Annotated in this window: 8 protein-coding genes and 1 pseudogene; 2 read left to right on the top strand and 7 right to left on the bottom strand. The window is 42.7% G+C overall.

Annotation, left to right across the window (positions count from 1 at the left end; genetic code table 11):
- Positions 1–4: 4 nt before the first annotated feature.
- From BJP34_RS30910 to BJP34_RS30885, 6 genes are read right to left on the bottom strand one after another with little or no spacing between them, the layout of a single operon-like run.
- Complete coding sequence (locus tag BJP34_RS30910; RefSeq protein ID WP_070395650.1) at positions 5–952, bottom strand: formylglycine-generating enzyme family protein; 948 nt, start codon at positions 950–952, stop codon at positions 5–7.
- A 48-nt stretch (positions 953–1,000) separates the two neighbouring features.
- Positions 1,001–3,883 (bottom strand): formylglycine-generating enzyme family protein, encoded by a 2,883-nt coding sequence (locus BJP34_RS48035; protein ID WP_229424109.1) that lies wholly within the window; start codon positions 3,881–3,883, stop codon positions 1,001–1,003.
- A gap of 12 nt (positions 3,884–3,895) precedes the next feature.
- Positions 3,896–4,993, bottom strand: coding sequence for an AAA family ATPase (locus BJP34_RS30895; RefSeq protein WP_070395649.1), 1,098 nt, complete (start codon positions 4,991–4,993; stop codon positions 3,896–3,898).
- 17 nt (positions 4,994–5,010) lie between these two features.
- Positions 5,011–5,205 (bottom strand): hypothetical protein, encoded by a 195-nt coding sequence (locus BJP34_RS41400; RefSeq protein WP_149031271.1) that lies wholly within the window; start codon positions 5,203–5,205, stop codon positions 5,011–5,013.
- Between the two features lie 14 nt (positions 5,206–5,219).
- The gene (locus BJP34_RS30890) at positions 5,220–7,148 is read right to left on the bottom strand and encodes a caspase family protein (RefSeq protein WP_070395648.1); all 1,929 of its coding nucleotides are present in this window, start codon (positions 7,146–7,148) and stop codon (positions 5,220–5,222) included.
- 12 nt (positions 7,149–7,160) lie between these two features.
- Complete coding sequence (locus BJP34_RS30885) at positions 7,161–8,018, bottom strand: hypothetical protein (protein ID WP_070395647.1); 858 nt, start codon at positions 8,016–8,018, stop codon at positions 7,161–7,163.
- A gap of 769 nt (positions 8,019–8,787) precedes the next feature.
- Here BJP34_RS30885 and BJP34_RS30880 point away from each other — a divergent pair.
- A complete protein-coding gene (locus tag BJP34_RS30880; protein WP_070395646.1) occupies positions 8,788–11,697 on the top strand; it encodes a glycerol-3-phosphate acyltransferase in 2,910 nt (969 codons plus the stop codon).
- A gap of 587 nt (positions 11,698–12,284) precedes the next feature.
- Here the strand turns inward: BJP34_RS30880 and BJP34_RS30870 are convergent.
- Positions 12,285–13,454, bottom strand: a pseudogene (locus tag BJP34_RS30870) (transposase).
- 151 nt (positions 13,455–13,605) lie between these two features.
- Between BJP34_RS30870 and BJP34_RS45860 the strand changes: the two are divergent.
- A complete protein-coding gene (locus tag BJP34_RS45860) occupies positions 13,606–13,743 on the top strand; it encodes a hypothetical protein (protein WP_168166534.1) in 138 nt (45 codons plus the stop codon).
- The last annotated feature ends 1 nt before the right edge of the window (position 13,744 follow it).

The following is a 13,744-nucleotide window of genomic DNA, read 5'->3' as shown; positions in this document are numbered from 1 at the left end:
GACTTCATCCAGTTCTCCCGGACACGCACACTATACGAAAACCATAAACGTAGTTGCGGCCCTCGCGCCTACCGACGTTGTTGCGAATCGCAGAACGGCAGAAAATAGGACTGATGTCCCAGGAGCCGCCCCGCAGCACTGAATACGATTTTTTATCCTTATTTTTGGCTGAATATGACTTATTTTCACCATTGATATTTTCCGCTTCATTACTATCAATCCAAGCACTGCCATCTGTGGGCGCACCTTTGTAGTTATCATGCCAATCATCAGCGCACCATTCCCAAACGTTCCCGTGCATATCACTGAGTCCAAAAGAGTTGACGACTTGAAAATAGGCTACTGGTGTTGTTTCCTCACGGTATTCTCCTTTTAGCCCTCTACCATAAGATCCTGACGATCCAAAGTTTTTATTATCCGTCCCGCGATAATTAGCCAAATCTGTTGTAATGGTTTCTCCGAAGTGGAATGGGGGATAGGATTCTCCAGCTTCCAGGTTCAGAGGTTCTGTTACCCCTCGACAGGCATATTCCCATTGGGCTTCAGAAGGTAGTCTATATTCCTTTCCTGTTAGCTTAGAAAGGCGGTCACAGAACTCTACTGCATCATACCAATTGACTCGTTCAACAGGTCTTTGCCATCTATCTATCCCTTGATAGGGCTGTTTAAAATAAGAGGGGTCTGGATCTAAATCTTGATTGACCAAAAGGTCAGATCGAGATGCGATCGCTTTCCATTGAGCTTGAGTAATCGGGTAACGTCCCATTAAAAAGGAGGAAATAGTGACATGATGTTGGGGTCTTTCATTGTCACGACTCCCTTCTTCACTCTCTGGTGCCCCCATTATGAAGGTTCCATGAGGGATTAAGACCATTTCGAGAGGAATGCCGTTTATGTATTCTCTGTAGCCTCGAAAGGTTTGTTTTGGGCGTTTTATTGCCAATTTTGGCATAATTCTTCAAACTTCAAACTTCTGACTTCAAACTTCAAACTTCTGACTTCATCCAGTTCTCCCGGACACGCACACTAAACGAACACCATCATCGCCGTTGTATACCTCGCGCCTAATGACGTCGATGCGAAACGCAGAACGGCAGTCATCAGGATAGTTGTCCCAGGAGCCGCCCCGCAGAGGCGATTTTGGATTATTTTCGTCATTTGTGGCTGAATCTGACTTATTTTCACCATTGAAATTTTCCTGTTCATTCTTATCAATCCAAGCACTGCCATCTGTGGGCGCACCTTCGTAGTTATCATGCCAATCATCTAAACACCATTCCCAAACATTCCCGTGCATATCATATAACCCAAAGGGATTCCGAGGAAATTGACCCACAGGGGTGGTTTCCTGGCTTTCTTTTCCTTCTGGTTCATTCCCATAGGTTTTTGAGGCGTCGTAATTTGCTAACTTTCCGGTAATCGTCTCTCCAAAGTAGAATGGGGGGTAGGATTCTCCACTATCAAGGTTAAGGGGTTCTCTAACACCTCGACAGGCATATTCCCATTGGGCTTCGGAAGGCAGTCTATACTCCCTTCCTGTTAGCTTAGAAAGGCGGTCACAGAACTCTACTGCTTCATACCAGTTTACGTTTTCTACCGGGCGGTTCTCTCCTTTAAACTCTGAGGGGTCTGGATCTAAGTCTATTTTTACTTTCAAGTCTGTCATTGATGCGATCGCTTTCCATTGGGCTTGGGTTACAGGGTATTTCCCCATAAAGAAGGGTTGGAGTGTGACCTCATGTTGAGGTCTTTCATCGTCATAGCTATCTTTTTCGCTTTCAGGGGAACCCATGGTAAAGGTTCCTCCAGGGATAGCCACCATTTCCAGTTCCACATTATCGGTTAGGGTTTCGGTGAAGTAAGAAGCAGTGTAGGTTGTGGTTTCGGTAATTTCTCCGCGACGGTTAACAGTCGGGGTTTGAAATGTCCACTGTTGTAATTTCTCTTCATCCTCGTCTGGCTGCTCTTCAAAAACAATGATGGGAACTTCCGCAACAAAATCAAAAGGTTCTAATCCCTTACCAATCTCATCTTTCTCCCGTTTCCGTTTTGCGACTTTTGCCCTGACTCCCTGTGCTAAATTGGCGTATTCTCCTCCCCAAGTGGTGAGAACTGCTGCTTTAACTTCAGCAAAATAGAGGTCTCGATCCCCAGCAAAACCTGGAACAGACCCGGCGGGGTTGGGAATCAGTGCTGGAAAATCCCGGAGACTACCATAACGGTGCTCTATGAAATCTCCAATTTCCCGCCAAATCTCAGTGGTGCGTTGAACTGGACTATTTCCTAGCAGTAACTCCCGAATTCCCGGACGAAATTCATACCAAGTTTCGGGAACAGTTGCCTGTTCTGGCCCCAAGGAAGACTTTTGGAGAAGACCACTAAAAAAAACTTCTGCCAGATGCCAGTGTTCGCTATCGGGTAAAAACCACTGTTGTGCCAAACGCATGACTGGAGGAATGAGGGGAACAGCAGCCAGAACTTCAGCAAGTTTTCGGGCTTTGGGGCTAGCATTAGCCAAGAATCCTCTCAGTAACTGTTCGGGAGGGCGTTGCTGAATTGAAGTATTAATGCGCGATCGTCTGGTTTTGGTCAAGCCCCCTAAATCCCCCAACTTTGGGGGACTTTCAGAGTTTTGTTCCCCCCAGCGAGGGATTGCTCGCTGGGGGGCTAGGGGGTTGGTCAAGCCCCCTAAATCCCCCAACTTTGGGGGACTTTCAGAGTTTTGTTCCCCCCAGAATTGGGGGGCTAGGGGGGCGGAATCATACCCAGAATCAGCAACGCCTTCGGTAGTTTCCGCCACTGATTTGGAATTAGTTGTGGCTGTTTCGGGCTTATCCTGTCTAATTAAAACCCCTTGAATCGAATTGCTGCCACTCCCGGTGGTAAAATTCGCCCAAGTGCTAAAGTGGTTAACGGATAAATTGAAAATTGGAAATTGATATAACCTAGCCGTTGTACGAAGCCTAGCTCCTACTTGTAACATGGAGTTAGGGGACTCTGGCTGGCGAGCAATTAATGGTCGTTGAATTGCCTGATCTAGAGCTGTTCGCTGCCATAGGGTTTGAGGAAAAAGATGGGCAATACTAACAGGATGCTGTTCTCCTAATTGTGCTAAAACCTTAAAGGCTTGACCGGAATACCAAGCTTTTCCCAAAGTATCCGTTAAGGCAATAAAGAGTCGATGTCGTCCTGGTGCGATCAGGCTACGAACATCCCGTTCAATCCGGTCAACACCTGAAAACAATTGGGGCGTAGGTTCTGTTGTCTGGAAGTGCCAAATCCGTACATCCCGGAAAAACCCTTGCCAGCGAAAAAGCGTTGCCACCCCTTCTGCTAAATCTCCCCAAAATGCCATTGAAGGGGAGCAATCAATCAATAAATGTACCTCAAACCATCGCTCTAGGGGAGAACGAAATGCCACCATTGGCAATCCATTGGCTTCGGCTGTTTGTTCAACGGTTGCCTCAATATGCAGTTCATTGGCTAGCAGTCCAGAAACACGCTTAGATAAAGGCAACAGTGCTTTACTGATTTCCCTAGGTTTGGGTAAGGGAAACGGATCAGGAACACGAATAGGAGAGCTGTAATTACTAGAGGATAATTCAGGTTTTTCAGGGGAAGTCGGGGCATGGTCGGACGGTTTAGGATAAGTCCTAATCGGTATCTTTTGTTCTACTTTTTCTGTTACTGAGGGAGGACTCTTTGGATAATCTTCTGAGAGATTTTCAGTGGATGATTCCGGATCAGAATGGTGTAAATCCTCTAGTGGTTTGATGTCTTGAGAGGAGGCAGGAGCAACAATACGATCTAAGTGAGCCAAGCACCATATCAGTTCTGCCACTTCTCTATCATCTTGCCACCATTGATTTGTTTCACTCACCATTTCCCCCTGACCTCACAGTGATTTGAAGATAGTATTCAATACCTCTTTCCGTGTTTCTTCAGTCAAGTCATCTCCTTGTAGTAATAAATAGATAGCATTCAACAATTGATCCGTCGCTAACGTTGTGTCTCTTGCCTTAATCCGTTTCAAAAATTCGTTGATTAATTTCCGGGCTGGGTCATCCAGTTGCTTTAAATGGGTGGCATCAAAGCGGTTTTCTAAAATTTTATAGAAACCCTCTTCTGTATCAGGTTGCTTGAGAGATAACCGTAGACATCGGCGTAGAAAGGCTGGTGGAAACTCCCGTGCTTCATTACTGGTCATCAAGACTAAGGGAAACTCTTGACATTGAATTAATCCTTTGTCAATCGAAATTTTTTCATCACTATCATTGCTTTGACTGCGGTAAGGAAGTACCTTTTGGGAGTTACGTTTTAAACGACTCAGTTCTGGAATCTCAAAAAATCCTTCCTCAAATATATGTAAGAGATCATTGGGCATATCAATATCACTCTTATCAATTTCGTCAATTAACAGCACTGCCGGTCTACGGGGTTGAGATTGATGAAATGCCATACCCATTGGTCTTAATCTTAAATAGTTACCAATGTCAGGCTCTTTTATTCTCTCTGTATTACCAACTTGTTGCCTCAGTAAAGACACTTCTTGTAGTCGCCCAATGGCATCGTAGGCATAGAGACCATCTTTCAGAGTAGTGCGAGAAACAATTGACCAGCGGTAAGGCCCCGGTAGTCCCAATTCAGCTGCTACTGCATAGGCTAAGGATGTTTTGCCGCTACCGGGATTTCCTTCAATCAGTAAAGGGCGACGTAAACACAATGCAGCATTGACCAATTCTAGCGCTTGCTTGGTCGGAACAAACCCCAATGCCCTTGGATTAATCTTTCTTACGATGTCTTGGGTATTTTGTGATTCTGCTTTTTCACGCCATTGCTCAACTGACAGACCAAAGGTGCGCCAAGGCGGGGGCGGTGGAATACGACTCAGATGCTTTTGTTGGTCTTCTGGGGTTGGTAAACTTTCCGCACTGAGGGTTAAGCCCCGGTAGATGCGAGGATCTGGCTGGTCAGATGTTGGGTCTTTTGGCATTTTACTATATAGCAATTCTACGACTTGTGAGGTATAAATTTATGGTTTTTAGGGAGCAGGGAGCAGGGAGCAGCGATGCAGCGCGGTCTTGGGGAGGCAGCGCGGTCTTGGGGGTCTCCCCCATGAGCGACTGCCGTGGTTTCCCCCATGAGCGACTGCATCAAGACGGGAGCAGGTAAGAGGTAAGAGGTAAAAAATAATGTGTACCTCATAGCTACGATAAACGCTATAGATGGTCGGTATTTAAGGGTCTACAGCGTTGGGAAGGCTTCGGATATAAATCATCCCAGAGAAGGGTTACCTCCAAACCGTTTTTCTTTTTTCGTAAATCACGTATTTTGTTAGGCCAATTTTGCCATTCTGAGAGGTTTACATGCTCTCCTTCAATCAGAGGTTGGTTCAGGTTCCGACTCCAAACCGCAATGGGTAAAGCCTCTTCAATTCTTTCTAGATCGGAATCTGATGGGTCTGTACCCATATAATAGATATCATCCCCTTCAAATTCCCCTGGGACACTGGGTTCAGTTACTGAATTATTTACATCATTCCATAACCCTTGCTTCTTGACTTCAATCTCATCACGAATCTCAAGAAAATCTTGATCAAAATATCGTTCAAAGGAGTTGATAAAAATTGGGTACTCTTCACCGAGCGGTGTTCGTTTTCTTCCTCGCTTAAATGTAATTTTATCCAATTGTGTTTTGAAATAGTCGAAGGGAAGAAAATACTCAATTGTTAAATTAACTCGTTCCGGTAAACTATAACGAGCATTCCGAATTAAGTTGGGTAAAATTTTTTCAAGATTAGTGTATAAACTCTCATTCTCTTGCTCAGAGTCACTCTGTTCACTTTCCCAAGGTTCTAACCGTATCTTTTCTGCAAACCGACCAAGTGGTAAATCCTGACTTTCAAGCCAAAGATTCATACTCAAAAGTAAGACACCAGACCCTTGTCCTGTACCATTATCATTATCAACCTCTGGTTCAATCTCAACTTGAAGTCGCAGATTTTCTTTTTTAATCAGTTCTTGAAATTTTAAATCAGCTTTTTTAACAGATTCTTGGATTGTAGAGAGGTTTGCATCTTCTCGATATCTTATAACTTCCTGTTGCCAACTTTCAATAGTAATAGCAAGTCTCCTCAATTTGTCATTCTGTTTAGAAAATCTTTGCCGACACCATTCTGCACAAGCCACTAGAGGGCATATTCCTCTTGAAACTGGTTTTTGTCCTAATTCAGTCAGTCTTTTTTTGATTTCTCTACAATCCAGAATAAATTCGTCACTTAAGACAAGCTTTTCAATAATATTATAACTTAAAATAAAGGAATTAACCTGAATTAAGCTATGTTCTGGGTGTTTCTTTAATTCAGCAAAAAGTTTGCTAATCAGTTCATCTTGCTTGTCTTCCCATGTTTGTATATTATTAGGCATAATGGGGAAGAACTTAGCAGATATCTCAGAGCCAGAAGCTGAGTAGGAAGCACGTTGCTCTGAGGAAATAATCTGATTAATTTGGTCAATTAGATAGTCTAGAGGAATATATAAATTCTCGTAGTTTTTACTTAAATCTTTAAGAGCTTGCTCCAACCCCCTAGAAAATACATCTTCTTTGGCAGTATCTTTGGCACGACAAGCTGCAATCCCATGAACTGCGATACCTGCTCCTCTTACCGATTGGTATTTCTGAACAACTTGTGTAGTAAATTTCGAAACATCACTTATTCCGACTCCAGAATAACAAGTATCGATAATATACAGGATTTGTTCAATCTTAACTCCTTCGTTGTTCAAAGGACGAACTAAATCTTCTGTTGGCAAGGATGTCTGAGGTATTTGATTGTAATCAGTCTCTTCCATCAAAAGATAATGTCTATCTCCTTTGAGGTCTTCACCATGACCGGAATAGTAAAAGATTACGCGATCGATCTCACATCGTTCTTCATGCTGAAGCCAGTCTGAAAATTGTTTGATTAAATCATCTTTCTTCGGATTTAAACGAAGATTAGTCAAGGCTTCTTCATATCCAAATTTATGAATGAATAAATCAACAACTCTCTGTAAGTCTGTTGGAACACTATCTAAGTTAGGTACATCCTGATCGTTGTAGTTGCTTGTTCCACAAGCGATTAAATAATACCTGGGTTTTCCCGTCATATTATGCCTCGTCTACTCATCCATCAAGCCCAACTTAATAGCTTCTCCTGTTTCAGATGCGGTAAAATAGTTACTAGCATTGTGAGCATCGGATCCATTATAAACAAGCTTATCTTCCACTAACCCGTCAAATAAAGGATTTAATTCTTTTTCTAAAGCAACAATGTCTCCCGCATCCGCAATGTTGATCCACTTTTTTACACTTCCCGGCCAAGACCCCAAATTAGAGACCGGTGAGGGTTCCAAACGATCAAAAATCAGCCCTCTTATCCCCAATGGGGAACCTAGAGTCACAAAAACCTCCACTGACCATTCTGGATGTTGGCATAGGGCTTCGTAACAGACAACTGACCCCAGAGAGTGACCAACCAATACACGGGTATCGTGGTCTATGGCTTTCACAATGCGATCGCGAATTTGCTGTCTTAACTCTGGATTATGTAAGTAACCCCCAACTTGCTTCAGAAAAGAAATCACGATCTTTTCAGCAACACCACCAAAAAACCTAGAACCACTTAAGGCATTTAAAGCCTTTTGAACAAGTCTGGGTGTTGCCTTTTCTCTGGATAGATCGGCTGGGCCTTTAATATCATCTTCTACTTTTGCTGCTTCTTTCCACCATTCCAGGAGGAGTTCCTTCTCCCAATCCGAGTCAATATCACTGGCGTCATAGTTAGGTATTCCCATTGCTGATTTCGAGCGACCTCTGAACAGGTCTCCATAAAAGGCACAGTGGAATTCATGATCAGAATCTAATCTAGCTCCAACACGCTCCAAGCCATCCTTGAGGGCTGGTAGCCATTGATCATAAATTGTATTACTACCTCTAAATTCTTGATTAATACCATGAACACCGACAATCTTAGCCATACCATTACCTCCCTATCTGTGTAAGGATTGGTCCAAACACTATAATATAGCACTACCCATTCAGGTGTTTGACATTCCTAAACTCGGAAACTTAGTCATAGCTTACTTTTGACTTCTGACTTCTGACTTCTAACTTCTGACTTCTGACTTCTTAGTTCTTACTTCTGACTTCTGCTATACATGATCAAGCGATACAGCGCGGTCTTGGGGAGGGGCTGTGTGCGGAACACCGCGATCGCACCTTGTAAGCCCCGTGGAAACCCCCACTCGCTATGGCATCAAGACATGCTTAAATAAAAAAAAAGAAAAGACTTTAACCTTACCAAACATCGTAAACTAATTCAAAAGTGTGACTATCAGGGGCAAGATGGGGTTTGACGTGCTACTGGCATAGGAATCCAATTCACTATGGAAAAGCTACTTGAGAAACCCTGTGCAAAAGCTGTAGCCATCAAAACAAGTGAGGGACTAAATCAGCTTAAGACATGAAACCAAAACTATTATTGTTATAACAGGCAATAATCTACCAGATGATATAAATACTTTACTCGTATTTTAGTTAAACTAAGCCAGCAATTTTTTTAGACAATTTGGCTTGCTTTTGGGTTAGATAATTTGACAAACTCAACTTATGATTGCTAGTTGCGATTACTAGACATATTTTGATGCCATTAAGTTCAAATAGTTCTTATCTACTTCTTATATACTTATTAATAAAGTACTTATTATCAAGCCCTCTCTATCTCACTAAGTGATTTCCATTAGTCCCATGACACTAAACCAGGTTTTAGGGTTCTTGCTCATTGTTACCGTCTGTCCTATCTTAGGCGGACTTCCTCTGATTGCCTGGATTACCCGTGTACTGACAAGGCATAACCTAGCCCAGGTCGGTACTGGTAATATATCAGTTTCAGCCGCCTTTTACCACGGAGGAAATTTGGTTGGTGTCTTGGCAGTGCTCTCAGAGGCAGGAAAAGGAATTGCAGCAGTCTTACTAGCTCGCCACTTCTTTCCCAGTGAATCAGCTTGGGAATTGATCGCTCTAATCATGTTGGTGTTAGGTCGTTACTGGATAGGCAAAGGTGCAGGGACGACCAATGTCACTTGGGGAGTATTATGGCATGACCCCATTTTGGCATTGCTGGTATTTTTGATTGGAGGGATTAGCTTTACCATTTTCCGCAATCCCAAACATGGCAAACGGGTGATTTTAGTCTTGTTCCCTGTGATTCTGGCTTTATTACATCCCCAGGATTTCTCCAGAATTGTAATTGCCACCAGCTTGAGTCTATTATTAGCTTGGATTTATCAAAAAATTCCCGATGACTTAGACCTTCCGAGTGGGGAAGCTCAAGCAGAATCTAAGAAAGTGTTTCATTTTTTCCAAGGCGATAGTGCCGTAATTTCTCTGGACACCAAACTAGACCGTAAAAAAGTTGGGGAAAAAGCTGCCACCCTATCCCAGCTGAAGCGTTCTGGTTACTCAGTACCTGTGGGCTGGGTACTCCCTCCAGGGGATGATCCAGAACCCTTGCTCAAATACCTACCCGTTTCTGAATCTGAACCCCTGGTAGTGCGTTCTTCCGCCATAGGAGAAGATTCAGCCCAGGCATCAGCCGCAGGGCAGTATCAAAGCATCTTGCAGGTGACCAGCTCAGCCGCACTACTCGATGCCATTAATCGAGTCTTAGAGTCTTATCGTAATCCAGTAGCTGCACAATACCGTCGGGATCAGCAACTGCCAGATACAGCGATGGCTGTGCTCATTCAAAAACAAGTCAAGGGGGTTTTTTCTGGGGTTGCTTTCAGTCGTGACCCTATTTCCCAACAGGGAGAAGCTGTAGTGGTCGAAGCCCTACCTGGATATGCTACACAAGTTGTATCGGGTAAAGTAACACCAGAGCAGTACCAAGTTTATTTCCAGAAGTCAGGGGAGCAAGAGGATTCAGCAGAAAGTTTGGCCTCCTCACGGATTGAAGGCAGTGGTGATGTCCCCCCAGCCTTAATCAAACAAGTGGCGCTCTTGGCACGTCGGTTAGAAGACTATTACCAGGGTCTTCCCCAAGATATTGAGTGGAGTTATGACGGTCAAAGCCTTTGGTTACTGCAAGCACGACCTATCACTACCCTACAACCAACCTGGACTCGTAAAATTGCTGCGGAAGTAATTCCAGGAGTAATCCGACCCCTAACTTGGTCGATTAATCGTCCCCTAACCTGCGGTGTTTGGGGAGAGATTTTTACCATAGTGCTAGGGAGACGAGCACGAGGAATGGATTTCACTGAAACTGCCACTTTGCACTATTCCCATGCTTACTTCAATGTTACGCTGTTGGGGGAAATTTTTAGGCGTATGGGTCTACCCCCGGAAAGTCTGGAATTTCTGACTAGGGGAGCTAAGTTTTCCAAACCACCGATCAATACCACTATCAAAAACCTACCTGGTTTACTACGATTGCTCGGTCGGGAATGGCGTTTAGACCAAGACTTTGAAGCGGATTACCAAACCCACTTTCTGCCCCTATTGAATCAGCTTTCAGCAAGAGCCCAGTCGGAATTATCTCCAGTGCAACTCCTAGAACGCATCGACAGCATTCTGGCAGTGTTGAAACGAGCCACTTACTATAGTATTCTTGCTCCCCTTAGTATGTCCTTGCGGCAGGGACTACTCAAGATTGATGACAAAGAACTAGATAATAGCAAAACTCCAGAGGTCGATAGTATGCGAGCCTTGGCTAAGATAGCAACAGATGCTCGCCATTTATTAAGCCACGAACAGATTATCTATGACAGTGGAGCCTCTCTGTTTGCCACCCTCGCAGAAATTCCAGATGGTTCCAGCATTTTAGAGCAGTTTGACCGCTTTCTTGAGCGCTATGGTTACCTTAGCGAAGTGGCAACCGATGTAGCAATTCCCCGCTGGCAAGAAGACCCCCGAGCTGTCAGAAAGTTGTTCGCTCAGTTTCTAGCGTATCCACTCCCTCAATCTCCAAAAGCTAGAGGGCAACGCTGGAAAGCTGAAGTGGTACAAGCACGGCTGGATCTCAAAGGTCGGGTGACCCAAGTCTACTCTAAGCTGATGGCTCACCTACGCTGGAGCTTCTTGGCTCTAGAGGCACGCTGGCTGCTGTCAGGTTTACTAGTTGAACCAGGGGACATTTTTTTCTTGGAGTTAGCCGAAATTCGCTCTCTAGTAGGTAGTGATAACCAGGAACTCAGACAACAGCTTCCAGAAATTGTGCAACAACGGCGGACTAAATTGGCACAGGATGCTCAGCTGACTAGCGTACCTTTCCTGGTTTATGGCAATAATCCTCCCTTACCCGCTGAGCCCAAATCTTTAGCTGGGTCTGATCAACGACTGCTACAAGGCATTGGTGCCAGTTCGGGACTTGTAGAGGGTTTGGTAAAAGTAGTGAAAACCTTGCAAAGTGATATCACTATTGACCAGGAAACCATTGTGGTTGTACCCTACACCGATTCCGGTTGGGCACCATTACTCGCTCGTGCTGGTGGCTTAATTTCTGAAGTAGGGGGACGTCTGTCCCACGGTGCCATTGTAGCCCGAGAGTATGGTATCCCAGCCGTAATGGATATTAATCATGCCACTGATATATTACGAGATGGTCAGCGGGTCAGGATTGATGGTCAGTTGGGGACAGTTGAGGTATTGGAATAGGGAATAGGGAATAGGGAATAGGGAATAGGGAGCGGTGCGACCCGTGGCGAATTTAATTCGCCTACGGAAAGCGCACGCCCTGGGAATATGGCATCAAAAATTATCACAATTCATTGAGGATTTCTTTACTGCTTTGCCCAATTCAAAATTCAAAATTCAAAAAATTATAGTCATTTACCGATAAATGAATTATAAAAATAATCAAAAAAATACAGTTTACTTATTACAGCAGTTTTCAATGGCCATTAGAAAGCGCACAAAGAGCGAATTTAATTCTTAATGGGTCAAGCGCACCTGATAGCTATTAAAAACGCTGTAATAAGCCATAAGCACTAACTTAGTTTGAATACTGATATATTTTATATTGCTTATTTTATGTTACATAAAATGATAATTCTGCACTTAACAAAATTTAAAACCGCTACCGCTATATGCACCATATCTTTGAAGTCAAAAACTAACTCAAAATCATAAAAATAATTAGTTGGTTTCCCGGTTAACCATTACCGTTTATCCCATAAATGTTGAATCCCGAGAGTTATGTACCTAAAATTAGATACACTACACCTATAACACACCAGATAGCTTCACGAGAACACCATCTTATCAAACCAATGTACATAGCTAATATTTTCACACATAAAAGCTTGTAAATATCGAAGCTTATCTAATAATTTACTTCCAAATTCATGAGGAATATTAACCAATTGTAATAACAGGTAAGCGATCGCCTTTGGCGCGGCTTCGCCGATCAGACAGCTATATATTTGTATTTCAATACCATTAATATTTTTGGTTATTAATCTTTCGAGTTTCAGATGCATTTTCAAAAACTTCCAGAACAACTCTATTTGCCATCCAAGGAGACGAAACCTTAGAGAGTGGAGCCTTCTTCATATAACTTAAACCTTTTACCCATAACCTGCCGACATTAAAGGCTCCACTCTCTTACGGTAACTTCAAATAAACGATAAAAATCTGCAATATCTTCATTACTTCTTCCTGCTTCACCTGTTTCTGGTAGGTTAGTCACTAGTCTAAATTCAGTTTTAGTTTCGAGGTCACAAAAGTTGACTAATCTCACTTTTACTTGATCTTTACCTGTTCCAATTATGTACTGGCCATCCTCCAACATTTCTAGCTTGAAATTGTTATTAATTCTTAAGACAAAATAACGATTATATTTGATCTTGAGATTTTTTATTCTCTCCAAGCTCGCAAATCCTCTATCCATTACGCCAACTCCGTTTTCTGGAGTTGATTCTATTGTGTTATCCCCATATTTACTATCATGACCTTGACCAAAATGAATCATTATTCCTCCTGGCTCTGCTGTTAATAAATTTAAGCCACTGAATAATTTTACTTGATTAAAGCCTTGGCTCCATAACAGCTTGCTTGTTAATGTTACTATGGTCGAATCAATCGGAAATAATGCTAATTTATTATTCCCTATTTTTTTGTTTTTATGTAGATTTTTTCTTAAGTGAACGAACAAATTATAAAATACCATTGGATTTCTAACTTTGCTCGCCTTAGAGAAAGTCGATATGTCTACCTCTATGCCGCGTACATTCAAACGCTTAAATAAACTCCTCATACTAGTTTGACTTTGTTCGCGTAGCGTGGCCTTTTGGCCAATCTAAGACAAATTCTAACCAGGTTGATACAAATAGGAAAGTATTTAGGACTGGATAATCATCATTAGGTAGTTTTCCTAGGTGTTTTTTGATGATTTGTGGAAAATTTGATATCATTTAAACAACATTATTATATTTTTATTTATCCTCTATTTTATTAAATTAGAGGCTATTTGTCTAGTTTTTTAACTATCATTCAACATTTCTGCGTTTATCCATTATTAATTTCTATTATTAATAGGGATCAGTGTAGGAATTTTGAGAATTTTTGTTCCCTACTCCCTACTCCCTACTCCCTACTCCCTACTCCCTACTCCCTACTCCCTATTCCCTACTCCCTACTCCCTACTCCCTACTCCCTACTCCCTACTCCCTGTTCCCTAATTCTGAAACAATTCTATGGTAAA

Origin of the sequence: Moorena producens PAL-8-15-08-1, assembly GCF_001767235.1 — a bacterium.
Taxonomy (GTDB): Bacteria; Cyanobacteriota; Cyanobacteriia; order Cyanobacteriales; family Coleofasciculaceae; genus Moorena; species Moorena producens_A.
The sequence above is the reverse complement of the archived record's forward strand: the minus strand, read 5'-3'. Positions and strand labels throughout refer to the sequence as shown.

Bases quoted from the DNA above. Each gene is read 5' to 3' on its own strand.
- BJP34_RS30910 (WP_070395650.1), bottom strand. From the start codon at position 952: ATGCCAAAATTGGCAATAAAACGCCCAAAACAAACCTTTCGAGGCTAC.
- BJP34_RS48035 (WP_229424109.1), bottom strand. From the start codon at position 3,883: ATGGTGAGTGAAACAAATCAATGGTGGCAAGATGATAGAGAAGTGGCA.
- BJP34_RS30895 (WP_070395649.1), bottom strand. From the start codon at position 4,993: ATGCCAAAAGACCCAACATCTGACCAGCCAGATCCTCGCATCTACCGG.
- BJP34_RS41400 (WP_149031271.1), bottom strand. From the start codon at position 5,205: ATGAGGTACACATTATTTTTTACCTCTTACCTCTTACCTGCTCCCGTC.
- BJP34_RS30890 (WP_070395648.1), bottom strand. From the start codon at position 7,148: ATGACGGGAAAACCCAGGTATTATTTAATCGCTTGTGGAACAAGCAAC.
- BJP34_RS30885 (WP_070395647.1), bottom strand. From the start codon at position 8,018: ATGGCTAAGATTGTCGGTGTTCATGGTATTAATCAAGAATTTAGAGGT.
- BJP34_RS30880 (WP_070395646.1), top strand. From the start codon at position 8,788: ATGACACTAAACCAGGTTTTAGGGTTCTTGCTCATTGTTACCGTCTGT.